Here is a 21,552-nt window from a genome sequence, read left to right as displayed (position 1 = left end):
CACCCACGCGGTGGTCACCGACGACGCCCGCCGGCACCCACCGCCCGCTCCGCTAGTCGCTCAGTGGCAGGTCGGCGGAGTGGTACTGGCGGGCGTCGTCGGTGACCACCGCGTGGGTGTGCCCGTCGAGGCGGTCCAGCCAACCGATGCCGGTTACCCCCATGGCCAGGGCGGCGGTGGCGTACGCGTCGGCGGCCCCCAGGTCCGTCCCGACCACGGTCACCGATCGCAGCCCACCGGCCGGTGCGCCCCGGCGCGGGTCCAGCACGTGCCGTCCCCGCTCGTAGACGCCGGAGGTCGCCACGGCCAGGTCGGTCCCGGCGAGCACCAGGCAGGTCGCCATCGCGTCCCAGGGGTGCCGGATGCCGATCCGCCACGGCTCCCCGGACGGGGACAGGCCGCGCACCCGCACGTCGCCGCCGGCGTTCACGCAGTGGTTGCCCGCCCCGGCGGCGAGCAGCCGGTCGGAGGCGACCTGCGCCGCCCAGCCCTTCACGAACCCGGACGGGTCGAGCCGGCCGGTGGCGTACGCGTCGAAGAACCCGTCGGTGGCGCCCCACAGGTCGGCGCACGCCTCCAGCACGAACCGCAGGTCCGCCGACGCCTCGGACAGCAGCACCTCACCCCTGTCGAAGCGGCTCACCTCGCTGTCCGTGCGGTACGTGCTGAACCGGGCGTCCACCTCCCGCATCCAGGCGAAGACCTGATCGGCCAGCTCGTGCAGGCACCCCGGCGGCAGGTCGTCGGCGAGGTCGAGGGTGATCGCCGTACCCATGATCTGCTCGACCCGGCACAACCCCGGTCGGGTCAGCGCGGCCCGCACGTCAGAACGCCTGCTCGATGGCGGCCCGCAGGGACTGCTTGTAGGCGTTGCTGGTCGCGGTGGCGCCGGAGACGGTGTTGAGGTTGGCGTTCTGCTTCTGCACCACCTCGCCGCCGCTGCCGTCGTAGCTGCTCCGCACGTCGCCGCTGTGGATGTCCGACTCACCGCCGCTGGGCAGCGACAGCGCGACGGCATCCACGATGCGGGTGCCGGAGACCACGATCTGCACCTGCACGGCCCCGTATCTTCCGGCCGTATCGACCGGCGGCCCGGTTACCCGGCGGGTGGTCGACTGCGGCGCCTTGGTGGTCTTCGGCGCGGAGGGGGCCTTCGTGGTCGTCCTGGTGCCCGACGGCCGGGCGGTGCTCTTGGTGGGTTTCGGCGACGTGGACGCGTCGGGGGCCGCCGACGGCGTCACCGCCGCGTTGGCCGGGTCGACGCCGGGGGCGTCCGGGGCGAGGCTCGGGTCCGCGCCCGGCCCGGCGGGGTTGACCGGTTGGGCGGTGGGCAGGTTCTGGGCGACCTGGGTGGTGCCCGGTGAGCCCTTGAACACCACAAGCGCGGTGGTGCTGGCGGCCAGGCCGGTGATCGCGAGGAGCGCGCGACGCATGGGATGCCCTTCCTACAGCTCGAACGTGGCCAGGTGGATCTGTCGGCGGGGCACACCGGCCCGGCGCAGGGCGCGCACCGACTGTTCCACCAGTCCGGGCGGCCCGCACAGGTAGACGTCGCGCCGAGCCACGTCGGGCACCAGTTGGCGCAGCCCGTCCGGGCTCATGAGTTGCCGGGGGCCGGGGTCGTCGCGGGAGCCGATGACGTACCAGATGGACGTGTCCCGTTCCTGGGCCAGCCAGTCCAGCTCACGGGAGAGCAGCACGTCGGCCGGTGTGCGGGCCCGGTAGATGAGCGCGGCGCCCGGCGGTAGTTCCTCCAGCATCGCCCGGATCGGCGTGATGCCGCTGCCGCCCGCGATCAGCAGCGCCCGTTCCCGGGTCCGGTGCGCGGCCGTGAACGTGCCGGACGGACCGGACGCCCAGACCCGGGTGCCCGGTTCCAGGTCGCGCAGGTCCGCGGTGTGCGTGCCGACCACCTTGACGGTGAGTCGCAGCCAGCGCCCGTTCGCGGCGGCGGAGACGGAGAACGGGTGCGACTGCCACCAGCAGCCCCGGGTGAGGAACCGCCAGCGGAAGTACTGGCCGCCGAGCATCGCCAGCCGGCCCAGCCGCTCGCCGGTCAGGTAGATGGAGATGGTGTCGGGGCTCTCCGCGACCACGTCGGCGACCCGCAGCTTGTACCGCAGGTTGAACACCACAGGCGCGATCACCCGGCCCCAGAGCAGGGCGGCGACCACCAGCAGGTAGAGGGCGATCCAGCCGGTGCGTACCGGGCCGGGCCGGTAGAGCTGCGCGCCGTGGGTGAACTGGTGCCCGTACCCGAGCAGCAGCACCAGGTAGCTGGACCGGTGCAGCAGGTGCCACAGCTCGTAGGGCAGCGCCCGCCGGATAGCCCGGACGCTGCTGAACCCGACGGTCATCATGATGGCGGTGGCGACGAACGCGGACAGCATGTCCTCGTAGTCGCCGAGCAGCGTGCCCACCTCGGCGATGATCGAGGAGTTCCGCAGGTCGGCGTAGCCGACGAGGATCAGGGACATGTGCGCCAGCACGGCGACCAGCAGGGTGGCGCCGATGTCGCGGTGCCAGCGGGCCATCTGCTCACCGCCGATCCACCGTTCCAGCACCGGCAGCCGGCTCATCATCAGCACCTGCACGAGCAGCAGGTAGCCGGCGACCAGGCCGGTGATCCGGCCCGCCGCGGTGAGGGTGGCCGCGGTGCTGCGCAGCGAACCGGCGGGGGTGCCCAGCCACCACGGCAGCACGCTGGCGAGCAGGCCGACCAGGAGCAGCGCGGCCAGCAGCCGCCGGCCGCCGGGTCCGCGCCGGGCCGGGATCTGCGGGGGTACGGGCGCAGCCGACCGGCCGCCGTGCCGGGACGAGGTCCCGGTGCGGCGGCCGGCGGCGTGGGTGTGCGGGTGCGTCACGCGTACAGCTTCATCGGGGCGTACTTCTGGCGGGGGAAGACCTTGTCGACCTCCGCGTTGGTGAGCCCGAACCGGCCCTGCGCCACCGCGCCGTACACGTTGAACATGTTGTTGTACTCCGGCACGTCGCCGGAGTCCAGCTTGTCCAGGCCGTTCCAGGTGCCCAGCAGCGAGCCGGCGAGCTTCTTGCCGGAGAGCAGCGTGACCACGCCGCCGTGCCCGTGGTCGGTGCCGCCGCCGTTCGAGCCGACCCGGCGGCCGAACTCGCTGGAAACCATGATCGTCACGTCGGCGGCCTGCGGGCCGAGGTCGGTGAAGAACGCGGCCATCGCGCTGGCCAGCTCGTTCAGCCGGCGGTGCAGCTGACCGCCCTCGCGGGTGCCCTGGTTCTCGTGGGTGTCGTAGCCACCCATGCCGACCGTGGCGACCCGCACGTTGGCGCCGCCCTTGATGAGCTGGGCGAGCTGCTTGAATGCGTTGCCGACCCCCTCGTACGTGACGCCCTCGACCGGCTGGTACGGCTTGGCGGCGAGCTTCTGCGCGGTGGCCAGCGCGCCCATGCCCTCCTGCACGGCCTCCTCGACGGGGTGGTTGATCCCGGTGAAGAGCCCCTTGATGGCCTTCTCGGTGGCGGCCCGGAACCGCTCGTCACCGTTGAGCCGCAGCGAGCCGACGTTGTTCAGCGAGATCGCGCCGTTGTTGCCGACAAGCGAACGCGGCAGCGTGCTGCCGATGCCGACGCTGCGGAACGCGGTGCCCTTGCCGAGGTTGTCGACCAGGCCGTCGAGCCAACCCCGGCCGCCTGTCTCGTTGGGCAGCCCGCCCAGGTTGCAGGCGTCCGCCGCCTGGAAGTGGCTGCGCGACAGCCGCTCGTCGGAGACGGCCGGGATGAAGCCCAGCTGGCCCGCCGAGAGCCACTTCTCCAGCGGCTTGAACGCGCTGGTCAGCTTGAAGCCCCGGCCCAGGGCCAGCGAGTCGTTGCCGAGCAGCAGGTCGGGGCGGGCCTTGGCGAGCACCGGGTCGTTGTCCGGCGCGACGAGGCTCAGCCCGTCCAGCCCGCCGTAGAGGAAGACATGGATCAGGGTGCCGGTCTTGGTCGCCGCGAACGACGCCGAGGTGGTGACGAACTGGGCGGTGGCCAGGGCGGTGGCGGTGGCCGCGGCACCGGCGACGAAGGTCCGCCGGGTCACGCCGCGACCGTCCTGCTGGGCCTCCTCCAGGTCCTCCAGGGTGCGGTACCGGTCGGCCTCGGCCGCGTTCTCGGCGGCGACGATGTCCGCCTCGGCACGCAGCAGCGCCTCGGTCGGGTTGTCCGCGAGCCGCCGCAGGTCCGGGCATTCGGGGTGCAGGGGGAAAGAGTTGTACACAGTCTTCTCCATCGGGTGCCTCACCGGAGGTGGTGCTGGGGGGAAGCGAGGATCGCCCGCGCGACGGCGGTGATGGCCCCGTTGAACGTGGCGTCGACCTTGGCGGTCGCCGACACACCGGCCACGCCGAGGATCAGGTTCTTCTCCCGGGTGCTCAGCTTCTGGTTCACGAGCCGCTGGGACAGGGCGTCCACGTACGCGCCGGCCGTCGCCGGCGGCTTGGCGACCAGCTTCTCCGGCGCCGTGTACGTGAACACGGTGCGGTAGCCGGCGAGCAGCTCACCGGCCTCGTTCCAGCCGTTGAGCATGGTGCCCGCCGACGTCCACGCGACGTAGACGTCCGGGTAGCCGTCCGGGGTGGGCTGGCCCATCGGGAACTGGCCCAGCTCGCGCATCTTGTCGTGGATCTGCCGCAGGCCCCGGGCGAACGGGGTCCGCTTGTTGTCGCCGTTGTTGTGCTTCGGCGACGCCTCCGGCGACACGCCCAGGGTGCGGTACGTGGCCACCAGGTACTCCATCGGCCGGCGCACCTTCTGACCCACGGCGGCCCAGAACTCCGAGGAGCTGAACAGCGTCATCAGCACCGGCTTGATCATGCCGTTGTTCGTGGTGTAGGTCTTGGCGAGCCGGTCCACCAGGGACTTCGGCGGGGTGTCCGAGACGAACCGGGTGGCCAGGCTCTGCGCCACGTACTTCGCGGTCGACGGGTGCAGCGCGATGTACGTGATGTACGCGTCGATCGCCGCTTCGGCCTTCTTCGGGTCCGCCGAGTTGTTGGCGTGCGTGAAGCCGAGGATCTTCACCTTGCCGACGTAGTGCTGCTCGGGCCGGAAGACGTACTTGCCCTTGTCGTCGACCCCGCGGCCGGTCTGCAGCATGGCGGCCTGCCGGACGTCCGGCTCCTTGTAGCCGCCGTCGACGCCTACCGAGTACAGCTCCAGGTTCTCCCGGGCGAGGTTCTCGTTGATGGCGTCCTTGCGGGAGTCCTTCTGGTTCAGGTAGATCAGCAGCGCGGGGTGCTTGTTCGCGGCGACAAGCATCTCCGGGTAGCTGCCCAGGGCGTGCTTGCGCACCACGTCCTTGTCGAAGGAGTTCCGGTACACCTCACCGCCGTCGAAGTCGGCGGCGACATGCAGGAAGTCGTTCCAGAAGTCGACCATCACCTCGAACAGTTGGCGCTTGGACCAAATCTGCCGGGCGATGGTGGCGTCGACCATCTCCCGCTCCGGCTGGGCGCCCTGGTCGTTGAGCTGGTCCCGCTGGGCGCGCAACTGCTGCACGTCGAGCTTCTGGGTGGGCAACTCGGCGAGCTTCAGCTCGGCCTTGCTCGGTTCGAGCTTGTCCGGCTCCATCTGGGCGCGGATCCAGCCGTCGATGCCCAGCTTCTTGATGTCGGAGACCACGGCGGGGGTGGCGCCGAAGGTGGCCCGCCGGGCCAGGTGCAGGATCGGGTCCTTGGCCAGCACCGTCTTGACGGTCACCTTGGTCTCCGCCGCCGCGGCGGCGGGGCCGGAGAAGGACCGGCCACCGGTGGGCGCGTTCTTCTTCAGCGCCTCACCGGCGCGCGAGCCCATGTAGCTCTCGTTCTGCTCGGTGTAGGTGCGCACCGTGCTGGGCTGCTGGCCGCTGGGCCGCGCGGCCGTACCGTCGGTGACCGTGCTGCCGGTCGCGTCGCCGGCCGCCGCGTCGTCACCGAAGAGGCTGCGGATCTGCGGGGTCATGGCGAGCGCCGCGCCACCGGCCACGACGGCGGCGGTGCCGCCGAGCGCGACAATGGCCTTGCGCCGGCCGACCTTGCGACCCGGCTCGTCGTCATCGTCCAGGGTGGGCAGTCCGGTGCGGGCGGGGGCCGGGCGGTCGAGGCCCTCCGGGCCGACCCACTGCGGCCCACGCGGGGCGGCAGCGGGCTGCGCGTAGCCGTCGGCGTACTGCTCGCGCGGGTCACCCTGCGCCGGGTAGCCGCCCTGGTAGGGGTGGGGCGAGTCGTACCCGTACGGCGCGGACGAGGTGTGCTCGGCGTACCCGTCCGCGGTGTGGTGCTGGCGTCCGTCCCAACCGCGGTCGTCCCGCGGTCGACGTGGTGGCACATTCTGGTCGGCCATGTACCAATCCCGATTTCTGATGAGCGCCGGAAAGCTGCGACCGGGCAGGTGCGGCAGGTGCGGCGACTGTTGCCTGAGGGGGGTGCTACGGCAAGGTAACCAAGGCCCCAGGTGCCTTCAAGGCAGCCCGAACGCCCTCGTGGGGGCACTTAAGACAGCCCTCACCGGGGTGGTCGCCGAGCGCGGCCGGCCGGGGTGGGCCGCGCACCTTCTCAGCAGGGCGTACGCGCGGCAGCCGGGCACGGATCGGACCGTGGGGGTGTACGTGGCACTTTCCGCGCCGTTCACCACCACAGGCAAACTTAAGGTTCGGATAAGCCGGACGTGAGACGTCCTCGTGCGAGGCGAAAGTAGCAACAGCGGGTGAGCGTGAGCCGCCGCCGCAACGGGTATGCCGCCGAACCGCTGAACGCGTGAGGGGAAGGCAGCGCCATGCTCAGCAAAGAGGATCAGCGCAGGTTCGACCAGATCACCCGTCAGCTCCGGGAGAGTGACCCGGCGTTCTTCGCCCGGCTGGACCACCGGGTCCGGGCCCGACGGGGCCGTTACCTGATGTTGTTGACAATCGTGCTGTGGGCGTCACTGCCGGCGATGACCGTGTTCGCCGGCCGGCTCGCCGGGGCCATCTGCGCGGTGGTGCTGGTGGCGAACGCCGCGATCATGTGGCGGTTCCGTCGCCGGTGGACGTAACGACTCACCTGTCGGCCGGGCCGAACGCCCGGTAGGCGCGGCGTAGCCGTTCGAGCAGTCCCGGCCCGCCGATGCCCGGCACCGGTGGGCCGAGCTGACGCAGCAGCAGATCGGGGCCGGTCGCCAGTCGGGGTGGCCGGTCGGGCAGCGGCACGGGCGGTGACCAGAACCGGTCCGGCGCCTCGGCCATCGGGGTCGCGGACAAGCCGGCGAGGGCACGGGCCGCGCCGGCCGGCGACGCCGGAACGTCCACAGCGGACGCGGCGTCGTCCGGTGTGGGTGGACCGTCCGGTTCGGGCGGTGGCGGCGCACCGGTGGCCTCGGCCCGACGGGCACGCAGCTGGTCGAGCAGTTCCGCCCGGGACCGGCCGCGCCAGTGCAGCAGCTCGAACGGGTCCGCGTCGAACGCCTCGGCCAGGAGATAGAACGTGGCCGCGAGGTGCTTGCACGGCACGGCGAAGTCGGGGCAGTTGCACCGCTGGGTCAGCTCGTCCACGCCGGTCGGGAAGAGCGGCGCCCCGGCCGCGACGAACAGCTCCTCCAGCTCGTCGGGCAGGTCCCCGGCGAGCAGCCGTGCGCTGAAGAACGCCTGCCCGGCCAGCTCCGTCTCGATCCGGGACCAGAGCGCGGCCGGGAATGGCGTCAGCGCGATCGACACCTGGTACGGCTGCGGCCGGGAGCCCTGCACCTCGGCGCTGACCCGCCCCGGCGCGACGTCGAGCCGCAGCACCTGACCGGCCCGCGCGTACGACCGGCCCCGGGTCAGCCGGGTGCCGAGCGCGAACGACTCCAGCACCTCCAGGAAGCGCCGCGACCACCAGGACCTGCCGATGGCGCCCCGGGCGCTGCGGGCCCGCAGCCCTCCGTCGACCCGGCGGGGACGGCCGTAGTCGGCGAAACGGTCCGTGCTCATCACTCCGCCACCGCGCCGGCCTCCAGGGCGAACAGCTCCCGCAGCTGCCCGGTGGACAGCTCGGTGATCCACTGCTCGCCGGTGCCGACCACCCGTTCGGCGAGGTTGCGCTTGTCGGCGATCAGCGCGGCCACCTTCTCCTCCACCGTGCCGGCGCAGACGAACTTGCGGACCTGCACCCGCCGCCGCTGCCCGATCCGGAACGCGCGGTCGGTGGCCTGGTCCTCCACCGCCGGGTTCCACCACCGGTCCACGTGCACCACGTGGTTGGCGGCGGTCAGGGTGAGCCCGGTGCCGCCGGCCTTGAGCGACAGGACGAACAGCGGCGGGCCGTCCGCCGACTGGAAGCGCTGCACGAGGGCGTCCCGTTCGGCCTTGCCGAGCCCGCCGTGCAGGAACAGCACCTCCCGGCCGAACCGCGCCGACAGGTGACCGCGCAGCATCGCGCCGAACTCCGCGTACTGGGTGAACAGCAGCGCCCGCTCCCCCGCCGCGAGGACCTCCTCCAGGATCTCGGTGAGCCGGGCCAGCTTGCCGGAGCGGCCCTCCAGCGCCGAGCCGTCGCGCAGCAGTTGGGCCGGGTGGTTGCAGACCTGCTTGAGCCGGGTCATGGTGGCCAGCACCAGCCCGCGCCGTTCGATGCCGTCGCTGGTCTCGATCCGGTGGAGCATGTCGTCGACCACCACCCGGTACAGGGCGGCCTGCTCGGCGGTGAGGTTGCAGAGCACCTCCATCTCCAGCTTCTCCGGCAGGTCGGAGATGATCGACGAGTCGGTCTTGAGCCGGCGCAGCACGAACGGCCCGGTGATCCGGCGCAGCCGCTCGGCGGCGTCGGCGTCACCGTTGCGCTCGATCGGCTCGGCGAACCGCTTGCGGAACGTCGCCGCCGGCCCCAGCAGGCCGGGGTTGGCGAACTGCATGATCGACCAGAGGTCGGCGAGCCGGTTCTCCACAGGCGTACCGGTCACCGCCACCCGCTGCCGCGCGGGCAGCGCCCGGACCGCCTCGGCCTGCCGGGTGGAGGCGTTCTTGATCGCCTGCGCCTCGTCCACCACCACCCGGTGCCAGTCGATGCCGGCCAGGTCGACGGCGTCGCGGGCGGCCACCGAGTAGGTGGTGAGGACCAGGTCCGCGCCGTGCGCGGCCGCGGTGAACTCCGCCCCCCGCGCCCGCTCGGCGCCATGGTGTACGTGCACACGCAGCCCCGGGGTGAACTTCGCCGCCTCCCGCTGCCAGTTGCCGACAAGCGACATCGGACAGACCAGCAGCGTCGGCCCGGCCTCCGGCGGGTCACCGGCGAGCAGCGCGAGCAGTTGCACGGTCTTGCCCAGTCCCATGTCGTCGGCGAGGACGCCGCCGAGCCCGAGCGAGCGCAGGAAGGTCAGCCAGGCCAACCCGCGCCGCTGGTACGGCCGCAGCGTGCCCACGAAGCCCGGCGGCGGGTCGAGCGGGGTGAGCCGACGCTCGACCGCGCCGGCGAGCAGGTCGCCCAGCGCACCGTCGGCGGTCACCTCCAGCACGGGCAACGCCCCGCTGTCCTCGCCGTCGGTCAGCCCGAGGCGGAGCAGGTCGGCGACGGTCAGCTCCCCCGCCGAGCGGAGCAGACGCAGACCCGCCGCGAGGCGACCCGGGTCCAGTTCGACCCACCGGCCGCGCAACCGCACCAGCGGGGTCTTCACCTCGGCAAGCGCCGCCAGCTCGTCGGCTGTCAACGGCTGGTCGCCGAGCGCCACCTCCCAGCGGTAGTCGACGAGGGCGTCCAGGCCGACACCGGCGTCGACGCTGGCCACCGTGCCGGGCGCGGTACGGCTGCGGGCGCGCAGCCGGGCGCCGAGCCGCGCCGACCGGCGTTGCCACCAGGAGGGCAGGAGCACCCCGAAACCGGCGGCGTGCAGCACCGGAGCGCCCTCGCTGAGGAAGCGGTGCGCACCGTCGACGTCCAGCTCCATCGCCTCGGGGGCGGCGGTCCGCAGCGCGGAGTCCAGGTCGGGCCAGAGCCGGCTGGCCCGGCCCAACTCGGCGAGCAGCGTCTCCTGCGGACTGTTCGTGCGGCCGGCCAGGCTGCCGAGGGTCTGCGGCGCCCGCCAGACCTGCCCGGCGTCGACGTGCAGGCCCGGCTCGTCGGCCGGCTGCAACCCGAACTCCAGCCGCCACCGCCCGCCACCGGCGGACTCCACCGCCAGCGGCGGATCGCCGGCCGGGCGGGTGGCCAGGATCGGTTCGGTGACCTCCTCGGGCGCCGGCTCGACCAGCCGGAAGCTCGCCCGTACCGGGCCGCCTGCCGCGTCACGCTGCCAGGCGTCCAGCTCGGTACGCAGCGTGTCCAGCGCCGCCGGGTCGACTGTGAATTCGCGGTGCGGGCCGGCCAGCGCGGCAAGCCAGGCGGGCGCCGGGCCACCCGGACGCAGCCCCCGTGCCAGGGTGGTGGTCGCGAGGGCGGCCCGCGCGGCGGCGTCGGTAAACGTGTCGAGGACGTCCGCGACCAGCACCCCGGCGGTCAGCTCGGCGCCGTCGGCGATGGCTCGGGCGGCGGGCGGCAGGGCCAGCGCCAGCGACCGCGCCCAACCCGCGTCGGTGCCGGTCAGCAGCGGACGCCACACCGCCCGCGCCGTGACCCGGCCGCCGTCCTGGACCGACGGCGGCGCGGTGGCGGAGGCGGTCACGGCGGCGTCGGACTCCGGCGTCGTGTTGCCGACTCCCGGCAGGATCCGACCGCGGGTCACCAGGTCGGCGGCGAAGTCGGCCAGCTCGGCGAGGTGGCGCAGGGTGGCCCCGGACACCACGGGAAGGTCGTCCAGGGCGCGCAGGAGAGCAAGCGCGTCGTCCGGGGCGTACACCAGGACGGGCACCCGCCACGCGGCCAGGGTGAGCCGGCCGCGGGCCGGGGGTGCGACGGCGGTCCGGATCAGCTCGGGTGAGTCGGTCGGCGTGCCCGCCCGGGTGGGCAGGGTGATGAGCGCGGTGTCCGCACGGGCCGGCTCGGCGGCGTCGGCGAGGGCGGCGGCCAGGTCGGTGTGGCCGGCGGCGAAGGGGTGTGGGCGTTCCCGGGGCGATCGGCCGGAGCGGGCCGGAGGGGGCGGCGCGGCGCTGTCCTCGGCCCAGAGGGCGAGGCCGCCGGTCGAGCCGTCGCCGGGCGACCACAGCCCGTGGATGACCAGCACGTACTCCCCCTCGTCGCCGTCCGCGCCCAGAATAGGCGGCCCGGATGATCAGGTGCCGGCACCCGCCGACCGACCACCCTCGGCTCCGATGCCGCTGCTGCGCGACAGCGGCCGGGAGGCTAGCGTCGGCGCCATGGTTGACCTGGTGGTCATCGGCGGGCTGGGAGTGGATGTGCGGGTGCGGGTGCCCGCGCTGCCGTTGCCGGCCGCGGATTCACACACCGTCGAACCGATCGACCTGCGGATCGGCAACACCGGCGCCGGGGTGGCGCTGGCCGCGAAGGCGCTCGGCCTGCGGGTACGGGTGGTGGACACCCTCGGTGCGGACCCGGCCGGCGATGTGGTCCGGGCGGCGCTGACCCGGGCCGGGGTGCCGGCGGTGCTGACCGAGGACCCGGGCGGCACCCGCCGGTCGGTGAACCTGGTCGACCCGGGCGGACGGCGCACCTCGCTGTACGACCCGCGCCCCTGGCGCGGTGGGCCGCCGTTGTCGGCAGCGGAGGTGACCGAGCTGGTCCGGAACGCGCGGCACGTCCACCTCTCGATCATGGATTGGACGGTGCCGCTGCTGCACGCCGTGCGGGCCGCGCTCCCGGCGAGCGTGACGCTCTCCACCGACCTGCACGACTGGGACGGCGAGAACCCTTACCACCGGCCGTTCGCCGAGGTCGCCGACCTGGTCCTGGTGAGCGGGGTGCGGCTGGACGGGAGAGCCCCGGCTGTCGCCGAGACGTTGGCGCCCCGGACGGTGGTGGTGACCCGAGGCGCGGACGGCGCCGACCTGTACCCGGGCGACGGCTCGGCGGTGCCGGTGCCGCCGGCCGCCCCGCCCGGGCCGGTGGTGGACAGCAACGGGGCTGGCGACGCGTTCGTGGCCGGTCTGGTCGCCGGCCGGCTGCGGGGCCAGCCGCTGGCGGAGGCGGCGCGTTACGCGGCGCGGGTGGCCGCCGCGGCCTGCACCCACGACGGCATGGAGTATCCGCCGGACCTGTTGCCCGCCGGCTGACGCAGCAGCCGGTTCAGAGCGCGCCGGTGGTGCCGTCGGTCAACTCCCGCAGGATGTCGGCGTGGCCGGCGTGCCGGGCCGTCTCCTCGATCATGTGCACCAGGATCCAGCGCACCGACACCTCGCCGAGCTGCGGGTGCGGCACCACGTGGTCGAGGTCGAAGCGCGCGACGACCTCACGGGACCGGTCGCAGGCCCGCTCGTACGCCTCGACGAGGCCGGCCACGGTGTCCTGGTCGTCGATGGCGAAGCTCGCCGCCGCGTCCTCTGCTGAGTTCAGGTAGACATCGCCGGGTGCGGGGGCCAACAGGGTCGCGAACCAGTTCCGCTCGACGAGGGTCAGGTGCTTGACCAGCCCGGCGAGCGTCGTCGCCGACGGCACCAACCGGCGGTACGCGTCGACGTCGGCCAGGCCGCGCACCTTGCGCAGCACCACGGCACGGTGGAAGTCGAGGAAGGAGTCGAGCACGGCACGTTCGTCGCCGGTGCGGGCCAGCACCGGGCCGAGCGTCGGATCGATCGTCTGCTCCATCCACCGACCCTAGCGACGCGCCGCGTGTCTTCGCTGCCCCGCTATCCGCTGCGGGCGGGCGGCACGACAGGCAGGATGGGCGCATGGCTTCATCCGTGCAGATCCTGCTCGTCGGCGGCACGGCGGACGGGCAGGCCGTCACCGTCGAACTGGACAGCAATGGCCGCCCGCCGCTGACCCACCATCACATCGGGTCCGGTGGCCTGGCCCATGCCGAGATCTACGAGCTGGAGAACGCCCGGGAGGAGTCCCGCGAGTGGCGCTACCGGTGGACCGGCCCGGCCATGTGACCGGCCGGATCAGACCCGGGTCAGGTTCTGGCTGCGCAGGCTGTCCAGCACGCCACGCGTGACGTTCGAGGTGCCGCGGGCCTGCTCGCAGACATCCGCGACCCGTCGTGCGGTGGCCTCGGCGCGCTGCTCCCGCTCGTCCCACAGCCGGTCGACCTCGGCCAGCAGCGGCCCCTCGACCTCCCGCTCCACGCCGCGCAGGGCCGGCACGCCGAGACGCTGGGCCAGGTCGAAGACCTTCCCGGCGTACGGCAGCGGCAGGAACGGTGTGCCCACCATCGCCGCGAAGATCAGAAAGTGCAGGCGCATGCCGACGGCCAGGTCGAAGTGGCGCATCAACCCGAGCACCTGCTGCGGTGAGTACGTGCCGTGCAGGATCCGCCCCCGTTCGGCGGCGACCATGTGCGACAGCACCCCGTGGGAGTGCCGGATGTCGTCGCGTTCCATCGGCACGAACAACACGTACGCGTCGATCCGGTGCACCAGGAAGTCACCGATCTGGGCCAGCAGCCGGTGGTAGCCGTCCACGTCCAGGCGCTCGGCCGCCCGTCCCGGCTCCCGCACGCTGATGCCGACCAGCCGCTTGCCGGCCGGCACACCCTCCTCGCGCAGCAGGTGGGCCGGGAAGTCGGCCGGATGCAGGAGGAAGGCCGGGTCGGCGGTGACCGTGATCGGGTTGAGTAGTCCAGCCTCCTCCAGCACCATCCGGGACTCCTGGTCGCGGACGGTGACCTGGGTGGCGCTGGCAAGCGTCTCCCGGACCATGCCGGTGTCCACCGCGTCGCTCAGCGGCCCGACCCCCACCGCGTACGTGATCAGGGGCAGGCCACGTTCCTGGGCGACCCGGACGACCCGCAGGTAGCGGCGGGCCTCCCGGTCGTACAGGATCCCGCCACCACCCAGGATGAGCAGGTCGAGCTGAGCCAGCACCAACGCCGAGTCGGTCCGGCTGATGCCTTCCCAGGGCACCGCCTCCACGTCCGGGTGGGCGGCCCGGGTGTGTTCCGGGTTGCGGGAGAAGACGATGATCCGGCCGTTCGGTTCCTGCATCCGCAGATCGCTGAGCAGGCCGGTGAGGATCGCCTCGTCGCCGAGGTTCCGGCCGCCGTACGAGCCGAGCACACCGATGGTCAGTCCGGCGCCGTGCGTCATCCGTCGCTCCTCCCCAGGTGCGGTCCGGGCGGGTTTCCCGTTGGGCAGGTGAACAGTCCTGCCGGGGAGACCGCGCGGCTCACCCGGCGGGTCGATCCGTCGGGCCGGTTCGTCCTCCATGAGCTGGATCATCCGGCGTGCGTGGCCGCGCCCCTGGTGCGCCGGATCCACCTCGATGTCACGCCGGCCGGTGGAGCCGGGGCCGACCCTGCCGGACCGCGCGGCTCAGGGTGCCGCCGGCGCCGACTCCAACTGGTACGCCAGGTACGACAGGTCGTCGAGGCGCAGGTCGCCGTCGAGTCCCTTCAGTGCGGCGGTCATCGCGCCGGCGGCGCGGCCGGCCTCCAGCCCGACCTCGGCGTCCTCGACGACCAGGCAGCGCGCCGGCGACACGTCGAGCAGCGCGGCGGCCCGCAGGTACCCCTCCGGCGCCGGCTTGCCGACGCTGACGTCCTCGACCGTGACCAGCACCGCGGGCTCGATGCCTGCGGCACCGAGACGGGCCCTGGCCAGCCGGGCGTCGGCGCTGGTCACCACCGCCCAGGGCATCCCCAGCCGGGCCAGCGTCAGCAGCAGCTCGTGGGCGCCGGGGGTGGCCGTCACGTCGGACAGGTCGTCGTACTGCAAGGCGAGCTGGCGTTGCGACGCGGCGGCGACCGCCGTGCCGGCCAGCCCGGGCAGCAGGCGGCGGACGGTCCGGTCGGCGGGACTGCCGTGCGCGATGGCCAGCGCGGCCCCCGGGTCGGTGCCGTACTCGACGGCCCACCGCTCCCAGGCCCGCTCGACGGCGGCGTCGGAGTCGACGAGGGTGCCGTCCATGTCGAACAGGACGGCCTCGATGCCGGACAGGTCCACGATCATCCTCCCCACCTGCGCTGATCCCGAGCATAGGCCGAGCGGATTTCGGACCTGACGGTGCGAACGAGGGGTCCGATGACCACCAGACGGCAGGCCGACGTCCCAGATGATCGTCTGCAGCCGCTCGTCCGCGTCACCCGTCCCGGCCCAGCACCGGACGCACGACGTCGACGAACGAGATCCGGCGACTGGTCCGTTGCTCGATCGCGGCAAGCCACCGTTCCCGGTGCCGGTCACGCAGCGGCGTCGCGGAGCCGCCCGGCTCGTCCCCGAACCGGCGCTGGTCGGCATACTCGGTCGTGAGGCTGGCCAGCACCGACCGGGCCGCCGCCGCCACGTCCGCCGGCCCTTCCAGCAACACCAGGTTGTACGCCTCGTCCACGCCGCGCATCGCCGAGTACGCCTCGTCGTAGCCGGACCCCGGCTCGTCGGCGCCGGTCTCCAGCCATCGCCGGTCCAACTGCCGGTACGCCCGGTCACAGGCGCTCAGGAACCCGACGTACGCGTCGCGGCGCAGCTCGTCCCGACGTGTCGCCCACGCCTCGGCGCTCTCCAGCCGGGCGACAGCGAGCTGGTGGGCAAGTTGCCGGCGGGTGCTGAACGCGCCGATCAGCCCGGTGAGGGCGGCGGCTGCCAACGTGGACAGCGCGGTGATCAGCGCGACGGCGACGGTGTCCTGCACGCGCCCATCATCGCGTCCACGGTGTCGGCGCCGGCAGGGGGCCGATCGAAAACGGGGTCACGTTCCGTACGCGGCCTTGATACAGTCACGGCTCCCCTTGATCAACAAAGGACGACGCCATGACCGGTGCCGAACCTGCCGAAAGTCCGTCGCCGGACGCCACCCCGGCCGCGGATCCGCCTTCGACACCGGACCCGTCGCCCGCCGCGGAGGTTCCGACGGTCGCCGAGGCCGCGCCGGCCGAGCCGGGGGTCGCCGCCCACCGGCTCGAACCAGACGACAATCGTCGCCGCCGTCGTCGGAGGCGCAGTGGTCCTCCTGCTCGTGGCCTGCCTCGGCCTGGTCGGCGGCATCTTCCTGCTGCGCGGCGGAGACACCACCGCGTCCGGCCCGGAGACCACCGCGCCGGTGCGACCCCGTAGCAGCGGCGGCGGTGGCCCGACCGCGAGCATTCCGGCCGAGGAACCCGTCGTGCGGGGCCCGCAGGCAAGCGCGTACCCGGCGGAGAAGATCGAGGACCTGAACCGGGTGTGCGACGAGGACATCTACTACCCTGAGCTGCCCAAACGGGCCGGCAAGGCGCCACACCCGGTCGTCCTGCTCCTGTCGGACACCCCGGGGATGCGCTACAAGGACGACGGCTACTACTACGACCTGGGTCTGTCCAAGAAGGTCGAACAGACGTGGGCGTCGGAGGACCCCCGCACGGTGCAGATGGTGGCCTGCCTGGACCGGATCAGCGCCGGCTCCACGATCCGCACCTGCACGTTCGACGACCCGAAACCGCAGACCCTGACGCTGGTGCGGACGAGTTGGCGTCTGCGCGTGTACGAGGCAGCGACCGGCCGCAAGCTGCTGGAGAAGACGATGCCCGGCGACGACCAGAAGTGCCCGTACGTCGTCATGGTCGGCGCCGACAAGAAGATCTACGCCGAGGTCAGCGACCGGGCGGCCATCGCGGCGCTGCGCAACCTCGTCACCAGATAGCCCCGTTCAGCGCGGCGGGCCCGCAGACCGGCCGCGTCCAACCCGCCGGTCTTCCATGCCAGGGTGGCCCGCTGGCGGTCCAGGGAGACCAGCAGGGTGGCCGTCTCGTCGCCCGCGATCGGCGGCTCGGGATGAGCGTTCTCGTCCGCCCACGTCATGGGGTCCGAGGCCAGCGGTCCCGCTGATGATGGTGGGCGCGGCAGGTTTCGAACCTGCGACCCCTCGCTTGTAAGGCGAGTGCTCTCCCACTGAGCTACGCGCCCGGAACGCCCCGTGCGGCGGGCCGGTGGCTGGCAAGCTTACCTGCTTGCCGCCGGCCCGGACGCACGGCGTACCCCGGTCAGATGGCCACTTCGGCGATGGCCTTGCGCCAGGCCTGCTGGTCGCGGGCCTCGCCCGGGCCGTTCATCTCGGCGAACCGCACCACGCCGCCGCGGTCGATGACGAAGGTGCCCCGGTTGGCGATGCCGGCGACGTCGTTGAAGACGCCGTACGCCTGCGCGACGCCGCCGTGCGGCCAGAAGTCGGCCAGCAGGGGGAACTGGTAGCCCTCCCGGTCGGCCCAGACCTTGTGGCTGTACGCCGAGTCGACGCTGACGGTCAGCACCTGGACGTCGTCGTTCACGTACTGGTCGAGGTTGTCCCGCACCTCGGACAGCTCACCCTGGCAGGTGCCGGTGAAGGCGAGGGGGTAGAAGATCAGCAGCACGGTACGCCGACCGCGAAAGTCGGAGAGCCGGACCTGCTGGTTGTTCTGGTCCTTCAACACGAAGTCCGGTGCCTCGGCACCCACCTCGATCGGCATGCGAACTCCCTCGGTCGGGGTCAGGGACGGCACCAACCTCCCACACCCGGCCGTACCGACCGCCGGGCGTGTGGACGGCTGGAGGCTACTTCTTGGCCTTGGCCCCGCGGCGCAGCACCAGGCGGGCGCCGCTCCAGTCCCGGCCGGCGTTGACGGTCGAGGTCTGCTGCAGGCCGGCCGTGGGCGCGGACTCCGCGACCTCGCTCGGCTCGACGTGCCCGTCACGCCCCGCCTTCGGCGTGAGCAGCCACACGACCCCGTTGTCGGCCAGCGGGCCGAGGGCGTCGACGAGAAGCTCGAAGAGATCACCGTCGCCGTCGCGATACCACACCAGCACCGCGTCGACCACCTCGTCGGTGTCCTCGTCGACCAGCTCTCCACAGCGGTCGGTCAGGGCGTCGCGGAGATCCTGGTCGACGTCGTCGTCGTACCCCATCTCCATGACGACCATCCCCGGTTCGATTCCGAACCGGTCCGCCAGGCTGCGTACCCCGTCGGCGGCCTGACCAGCGGTCGCGCTCACTGTCGCGTGCCTCCTCATCTCGTCCCTGCTCGCGGCGTCGGACCGACGCCGTCAGGCAAAGTCCACACACTTGTGCCTCTGCGCGCAAGTGGCGCACCGGGTGGAACGGAATTTACCGTGCCAGCAGCGTACGGGCACCGTCGGTAATGGCTTCCGCGGAGACCAGAACCTGACGTGCTGCCGGACCTAATGGTACAAACGAGTCAACTCCGGCGACTCGACGTGCGGCACCGACATATCCGGCGTCGACAAGCGCGGCGATGACCCCCTCGCCGACCCCGCCCGAGCGGCGCGTCTCGTCCACCACCAGCACCCGGCCCGTCGCCGAGGACTCCCGGATGATGTCCGCCACCGGCAGCGGCGCCAACCAGCGCAGGTCCACCACGCGGGTGCCCACCCCCTCCTCGGCGAGGACGGCCGCCGCCCGCAGCGACATCCGCACCCCGTTACCGAAGGTGATGATGGTCAGGTCGTCGGCCGAGCCCACCTGGTAGACCCGCGCGCGGCCGACCGGCACGTGCCCGGCCACCCACGCCCCCGGCTCCGGATATCCCGCCAACCACTCACCGTCACCGTCGGCGTACAGATCACGGATGTGGTAGAGCGCGATCGGCTCCAGGAACACGCAGACACTGCCGTCCACCGCCGCGCTCGCCAGGCAGGTCCGCAGCATCGGCGCGGCGTCGTCCGGCCGCGCCGGCACCGCGACCACCAGACCCGGCACATCCCGGAGTACGGCCACCGAGTTGTCGTTGTGGAAGTGCCCGCCGAACCCCTCCTGGTACGCCAGCCCGGCCACCCGCACCACCATCGGGTTGCGGAACGCCCCCCGCGAGAAGAACTGCATGGTGGCCGCCTCGCCGCGCAGTTGGTCCTCCGCGTTGTGCAGGTACGCCAGGTACTGGATCTCCGGCACCGGCAGCATCCCGGCCAACCCCGCGCCCAACCCGAGGCCCAGCACCGACGTCTCGTCGAGCAGGGTGTCGAAGACCCGCGCCGCGCCGAAGCGGTCGCGCAACCCCTTGGTCACGCCGTACACGCCGCCCTTGGCGGCCACGTCCTCGCCGAAGATCGCCATCTGCGGATGGTCGAGCAGCCCGTCGGCGAGCGCCGCGTTGATGCTCTGCGCGAGGGTCAACGGGCCGGCCAGCTCCGGCGGCTTACTCCCGAACGCCTCCGCCCGCGCCGCCGCGCCCGGCCCGCTGGCCCGGGCCGCCGCGTCGGCCACCGCCCGCACCACCCGCACCGGACGCCGGGGCGCCAGCGCGGCCACCACGTCGGCCGCGGACGCCAGTTTCGGCTCGCCCAGCACCTCCTCGGCCAGCCGGCGTACCTGCCAGCCGGTCTCGTCGTACCGGCCCAGCAGTTCCTCCCCGCTGGCCACACCGGCCTCGGCGAGCAGCCGCGCGGTGGCGACCACCGGATCCCGGGCCAGGTCCGCGGCCAACTCGGCGGGGCTGCGGTACGCCGACTCCGCGTCGGCGCCGGCGTGCCCCATCAGCCGGACGGTGCGCAGGTGCAGCACGGCCGGCCGCCGGTACCGGCGCACCCAGGCCGCCGCCTCGGTCGCCACCGCGTACGTCTGCACCGGGTCGGCCCCGTCGGCGCTGAAGTAGCGGATGCCCGGCCGGGCCCGCAGCGTCGCCTCCACCCAGCCCTGCGGGGAGCGCACGCTGATGCCCAGCCCGTTGTCCTCGCAGACGAAGAGCACCGGAATACGCAGCCCGGCGTGGTCGTACCAGCCGGCGGTGTTGAACGCGGCGGTGGCGCTCGCGTGGTTGACCGAGGCGTCGCCGAAGGAGCAGACCACGATGGCGTCCGACGGCCACGGCGCGTGCGCGGCACCGGCGCCGCTGCCGACCCGCGCCTCGGTGCCGGTCCGGCGTCCGGCGCTGTCCAGCCGGCGCAGCCGCTCCACAGCCAGCCCCATCCCGACCGCCCGGGGCAGGTGCGAGGCGATGGTGGAGGTGGTCGGTACGACGTTCAGGTCGGCACGGCCGAACACCTTGTGCCGGCCGCCGGCGATCGGCTCCTGACTGGACGCGACCATGCCGCGCAGCACATCGCGGGCCGCCTCGGCGTACGGCGCGAACCCGCCGGGCAGCGGAGCGGACCCGGCCGGCTCGGCGTCGGTGGCCGGGTCCGGGTCGGTGGCCGGCTTCCCGTCGACGGCCTGCTCCCGGTGGACGGCCTGCTCCCGGTCGACGGCCTGCTCACGGTCAGCGGCCTGCTCACGGTCAGCGGCCTGCTGCCGGTCAGCGGCGTCCTCACGGTCGGCGGCCCGCTGCCGGTCGGCGGCCGGTTCGGCGTCGGGGGTGTCGGTCGGCGCGGCGTCGGCGGCGGCCTGGGCGGCCCGCACGCAGTAGAACGCCCCGGAGCGGTAGTGCAGCAACGCCGGGTCGGTGGGCCGCAGCGCGGCGGCGACCGCGGCGTTGCCCTCGTGCCCGGCCGAGCCGATTGTGTAGAAACCCTCCCCGAAACTACGCAGCCAACGACCGGCGAGGTCGAGCTGACGGCTGGTCACCTGCGCGTCGAACAACTCCAGCAGGCGCGCGCCGGTCAGCGGGGCGTCACCGGTGACCGGGTCGGCGGGGTCACGCCTGCGCTGCGCGGCGGGCAGCGCCGCCAGCGTCTCCCGGAACCGGTCGTCGAGATCTTGCGGGGTGGTCACGTCCGACAGCATTACCGACGCGGGCCATGCTCGCCCAGCGGGACACGGCCGGCGCGGGTCGACTCACGCCGGGTCGCACGGCTCCGGACAGCCGCCGTCGGACACCTTCCACACCAGGTCACGCAGGGTGGACAGCTCCGTATCACTCAGCCCGGCCAGGAGTCGGGAGTCGGACATCACCTCGGTCACCCGGTCCCGCACACCCCGGCCGTCACCGGTCACCACGAGCGTCTTCTGCCGACGGTCGGCCGGGTCGGTACGGCGCTCGACCAGGCCGGCCTGCTCCAGCCGGTCGACCAGCGCCGTCACGTTGGACCGGTCGCAGCCCAGCCGATCGGCGAGATCGCGGGCCGGCAGTGGACGGTCCGGGTCCAGCTCGTGCAGCGCCCGGGCCGTGGCCGGAGTGAGCCCCAACTCGGCGAACGCGGTGCCCTGCCGGTGACGCAGGGAGGCGGTCAGGTGGGCCATCCGGCGCACCACATCGGCCGCGAGGCCGTTCCGGTCCACCGGTCGACCCGCCGCGGAACCCCCCTCCGGTGCCACGGCCACATCGTACGCGCCAAGCCGACCACCCAGCTCAGCGATCAGCTTCGGCCGCGCCCCGGCCGCCGGGCGATATCGGACGCGCCCGGTCGCCGGGCGATGGCGGATGCGGCCCGGGAGGCGGGGGCGGCCGGCAGACCTCACGGCGGCTCGTCGACTCGCGCCCGCGCGTCCGCAACGGCCACCGGGGCGGTCAAGATCCGCGCAACTTCGGTGAAAGTGCTGCCTCGGCACGCCTGGAGACAGCAGTTTCGGGTTAGTTGCGCGGATCTTGGACCGGGACGGTGGCCTGCGCCGCCCGACCGCCGCCCATGATCGCACTGGAACACGGAAGTAGTGGCCTCCCGCCGACGCGACACCACTAGATCCAGGATCGAGCACGATCTTGGCGGGTCGGGCGAGCGGG

The 21,552-nt window shown here is 73.0% G+C and carries 19 protein-coding genes, 1 tRNA gene and 2 pseudogenes; 4 read left to right on the top strand and 18 right to left on the bottom strand.

What is annotated here, in order from left to right; all coding sequences use genetic code 11:
- Positions 1-52 precede the first annotated feature (52 nt).
- Genes FHG89_RS23265 through FHG89_RS23245 form a run of 5 tightly spaced genes read right to left on the bottom strand, consistent with a single transcriptional unit; the run spans position 53 to position 6,333 of the window.
- A complete protein-coding gene (locus tag FHG89_RS23265) occupies positions 53-775 on the bottom strand; it encodes an FAD:protein FMN transferase (protein ID WP_139586537.1) in 723 nt (240 codons plus the stop codon).
- Positions 776-824: 49 nt separating this feature from the next.
- The gene (locus FHG89_RS23260) at positions 825-1,433 is read right to left on the bottom strand and encodes an FMN-binding protein (protein ID WP_139586534.1); all 609 of its coding nucleotides are present in this window, start codon (positions 1,431-1,433) and stop codon (positions 825-827) included.
- Positions 1,434-1,445: 12 nt separating this feature from the next.
- Positions 1,446-2,864 carry a ferredoxin reductase family protein gene (locus FHG89_RS23255; protein ID WP_139586533.1) on the bottom strand — a complete coding sequence of 473 codons (1,419 nt, stop codon included), beginning with the start codon at positions 2,862-2,864 and terminating at the stop codon, positions 1,446-1,448.
- Complete coding sequence (locus tag FHG89_RS23250) at positions 2,861-4,243, bottom strand: DUF1501 domain-containing protein (RefSeq protein ID WP_139586532.1); 1,383 nt, start codon at positions 4,241-4,243, stop codon at positions 2,861-2,863. The genes FHG89_RS23255 and FHG89_RS23250 overlap by 4 nt, the downstream gene beginning before the upstream one ends.
- A gap of 8 nt (positions 4,244-4,251) precedes the next feature.
- Positions 4,252-6,333, bottom strand: coding sequence for a DUF1800 domain-containing protein (locus FHG89_RS23245; protein ID WP_139586531.1), 2,082 nt, complete (start codon positions 6,331-6,333; stop codon positions 4,252-4,254).
- A 432-nt stretch (positions 6,334-6,765) separates the two neighbouring features.
- Between FHG89_RS23245 and FHG89_RS23240 the strand changes: the two genes are divergently transcribed.
- The gene (locus FHG89_RS23240; protein WP_139586530.1) at positions 6,766-7,023 is read left to right on the top strand and encodes a DUF3040 domain-containing protein; all 258 of its coding nucleotides are present in this window, start codon (positions 6,766-6,768) and stop codon (positions 7,021-7,023) included.
- A gap of 4 nt (positions 7,024-7,027) precedes the next feature.
- Here FHG89_RS23240 and FHG89_RS23235 read toward each other — a convergent pair whose 3' ends face one another.
- Together FHG89_RS23235 and FHG89_RS23230 are read right to left on the bottom strand one after the other, a co-directional pair.
- Complete coding sequence (locus tag FHG89_RS23235) at positions 7,028-7,936, bottom strand: SWIM zinc finger family protein (protein WP_139586529.1); 909 nt, start codon at positions 7,934-7,936, stop codon at positions 7,028-7,030.
- Complete coding sequence (locus FHG89_RS23230; RefSeq protein WP_139586528.1) at positions 7,936-11,097, bottom strand: DEAD/DEAH box helicase; 3,162 nt, start codon at positions 11,095-11,097, stop codon at positions 7,936-7,938. The genes FHG89_RS23235 and FHG89_RS23230 overlap by 1 nt, the downstream gene beginning before the upstream one ends.
- Before the next feature lie 133 nt (positions 11,098-11,230).
- On the opposite strand from FHG89_RS23230, the gene FHG89_RS23225 reads away from it, so the two are divergent.
- A complete protein-coding gene (locus tag FHG89_RS23225; RefSeq protein ID WP_139586527.1) occupies positions 11,231-12,103 on the top strand; it encodes a carbohydrate kinase family protein in 873 nt (290 codons plus the stop codon).
- Positions 12,104-12,116: 13 nt separating this feature from the next.
- Here FHG89_RS23225 and FHG89_RS23220 read toward each other — a convergent pair whose 3' ends face one another.
- Positions 12,117-12,635 carry a DinB family protein gene (locus FHG89_RS23220; protein ID WP_139586526.1) on the bottom strand — a complete coding sequence of 173 codons (519 nt, stop codon included), beginning with the start codon at positions 12,633-12,635 and terminating at the stop codon, positions 12,117-12,119.
- 83 nt (positions 12,636-12,718) lie between these two features.
- Between FHG89_RS23220 and FHG89_RS23215 the strand changes: the two genes are divergently transcribed.
- Entirely contained in the window at positions 12,719-12,925 is a 207-nt protein-coding gene (locus FHG89_RS23215; RefSeq protein WP_139586525.1) for a hypothetical protein, read from the top strand.
- Between the two features lie 9 nt (positions 12,926-12,934).
- On the opposite strand, the gene FHG89_RS23210 is transcribed toward FHG89_RS23215, so the two are convergent.
- The 3 genes from FHG89_RS23210 to FHG89_RS23200 form a co-directional block, all read right to left on the bottom strand.
- A complete protein-coding gene (locus FHG89_RS23210) occupies positions 12,935-14,077 on the bottom strand; it encodes a polysaccharide pyruvyl transferase family protein (protein WP_139586524.1) in 1,143 nt (380 codons plus the stop codon).
- A 225-nt stretch (positions 14,078-14,302) separates the two neighbouring features.
- Positions 14,303-14,938: an HAD-IA family hydrolase gene (locus FHG89_RS23205; RefSeq protein ID WP_244295736.1), complete on the bottom strand. Its 636-nt coding sequence runs from the start codon at positions 14,936-14,938 to the stop codon at positions 14,303-14,305.
- Between the two features lie 130 nt (positions 14,939-15,068).
- Positions 15,069-15,617, bottom strand: a complete 549-nt coding sequence (locus FHG89_RS23200) for a hypothetical protein (protein WP_139586523.1) — start codon at positions 15,615-15,617, stop codon at positions 15,069-15,071.
- Between the two features lie 309 nt (positions 15,618-15,926).
- On the opposite strand from FHG89_RS23200, the gene FHG89_RS23195 reads away from it, so the two are divergent.
- Complete coding sequence (locus FHG89_RS23195; protein ID WP_139586522.1) at positions 15,927-16,604, top strand: hypothetical protein; 678 nt, start codon at positions 15,927-15,929, stop codon at positions 16,602-16,604.
- Here the strand turns inward: FHG89_RS23195 and FHG89_RS33390 are convergent.
- From FHG89_RS33390 to FHG89_RS23165, 7 genes and pseudogenes are all read right to left on the bottom strand, one after another.
- Entirely contained in the window at positions 16,544-16,762 is a 219-nt protein-coding gene (locus FHG89_RS33390) for a hypothetical protein (protein ID WP_208761071.1), read from the bottom strand. The genes FHG89_RS23195 and FHG89_RS33390 overlap by 61 nt on opposite strands.
- Before the next feature lie 30 nt (positions 16,763-16,792).
- Positions 16,793-16,867 (bottom strand) — tRNA-Val (locus tag FHG89_RS23185).
- A 77-nt stretch (positions 16,868-16,944) separates the two neighbouring features.
- Positions 16,945-17,409: a peroxiredoxin gene (locus FHG89_RS23180; RefSeq protein ID WP_139586521.1), complete on the bottom strand. Its 465-nt coding sequence runs from the start codon at positions 17,407-17,409 to the stop codon at positions 16,945-16,947.
- Between the two features lie 85 nt (positions 17,410-17,494).
- Positions 17,495-17,932, bottom strand: a complete 438-nt coding sequence (locus FHG89_RS23175) for a DUF3052 domain-containing protein (RefSeq protein WP_110565654.1) — start codon at positions 17,930-17,932, stop codon at positions 17,495-17,497.
- Between the two features lie 112 nt (positions 17,933-18,044).
- Positions 18,045-20,099, bottom strand: a pseudogene (locus FHG89_RS23170) (thiamine pyrophosphate-dependent enzyme); the annotation flags it as partial.
- A 174-nt stretch (positions 20,100-20,273) separates the two neighbouring features.
- Positions 20,274-20,615, bottom strand: a pseudogene (locus FHG89_RS34340) (transketolase); the annotation flags it as partial.
- Positions 20,616-20,666: 51 nt separating this feature from the next.
- The gene (locus FHG89_RS23165) at positions 20,667-21,071 is read right to left on the bottom strand and encodes a MarR family winged helix-turn-helix transcriptional regulator (RefSeq protein ID WP_139586535.1); all 405 of its coding nucleotides are present in this window, start codon (positions 21,069-21,071) and stop codon (positions 20,667-20,669) included.
- Positions 21,072-21,552: the final 481 nt, after the last annotated feature.

The sequence above is a fragment of the Micromonospora orduensis genome (assembly GCF_006228125.1).
In the GTDB taxonomy this organism is placed as follows: domain Bacteria; phylum Actinomycetota; class Actinomycetes; order Mycobacteriales; family Micromonosporaceae; genus Micromonospora; species Micromonospora orduensis.
This window is presented reverse-complemented; position numbering and strand designations above follow the sequence as displayed.

What these genes read in the sequence shown, in the direction of transcription:
- FHG89_RS23235 (WP_139586529.1), bottom strand. Translation starts at nt 7,936, where the DNA reads ATGAGCACGGACCGTTTCGCCGACTACGGCCGTCCCCGCCGGGTCGAC.
- FHG89_RS23215 (WP_139586525.1), top strand. Translation starts at nt 12,719, where the DNA reads ATGGCTTCATCCGTGCAGATCCTGCTCGTCGGCGGCACGGCGGACGGG.
- FHG89_RS23180 (WP_139586521.1), bottom strand. Translation starts at nt 17,409, where the DNA reads ATGCCGATCGAGGTGGGTGCCGAGGCACCGGACTTCGTGTTGAAGGAC.
- FHG89_RS23265 (WP_139586537.1), bottom strand. Translation starts at nt 775, where the DNA reads ATGGGTACGGCGATCACCCTCGACCTCGCCGACGACCTGCCGCCGGGG.
- FHG89_RS33390 (WP_208761071.1), bottom strand. Translation starts at nt 16,762, where the DNA reads ATGACGTGGGCGGACGAGAACGCTCATCCCGAGCCGCCGATCGCGGGC.
- FHG89_RS23220 (WP_139586526.1), bottom strand. Translation starts at nt 12,635, where the DNA reads ATGGAGCAGACGATCGATCCGACGCTCGGCCCGGTGCTGGCCCGCACC.
- FHG89_RS23205 (WP_244295736.1), bottom strand. Translation starts at nt 14,938, where the DNA reads ATGATCGTGGACCTGTCCGGCATCGAGGCCGTCCTGTTCGACATGGAC.
- FHG89_RS23250 (WP_139586532.1), bottom strand. Translation starts at nt 4,243, where the DNA reads ATGGAGAAGACTGTGTACAACTCTTTCCCCCTGCACCCCGAATGCCCG.
- FHG89_RS23245 (WP_139586531.1), bottom strand. Translation starts at nt 6,333, where the DNA reads ATGGCCGACCAGAATGTGCCACCACGTCGACCGCGGGACGACCGCGGT.
- FHG89_RS23225 (WP_139586527.1), top strand. Translation starts at nt 11,231, where the DNA reads ATGGTTGACCTGGTGGTCATCGGCGGGCTGGGAGTGGATGTGCGGGTG.
- FHG89_RS23260 (WP_139586534.1), bottom strand. Translation starts at nt 1,433, where the DNA reads ATGCGTCGCGCGCTCCTCGCGATCACCGGCCTGGCCGCCAGCACCACC.
- FHG89_RS23240 (WP_139586530.1), top strand. Translation starts at nt 6,766, where the DNA reads ATGCTCAGCAAAGAGGATCAGCGCAGGTTCGACCAGATCACCCGTCAG.
- FHG89_RS23210 (WP_139586524.1), bottom strand. Translation starts at nt 14,077, where the DNA reads ATGACGCACGGCGCCGGACTGACCATCGGTGTGCTCGGCTCGTACGGC.
- FHG89_RS23165 (WP_139586535.1), bottom strand. Translation starts at nt 21,071, where the DNA reads ATGGCCCACCTGACCGCCTCCCTGCGTCACCGGCAGGGCACCGCGTTC.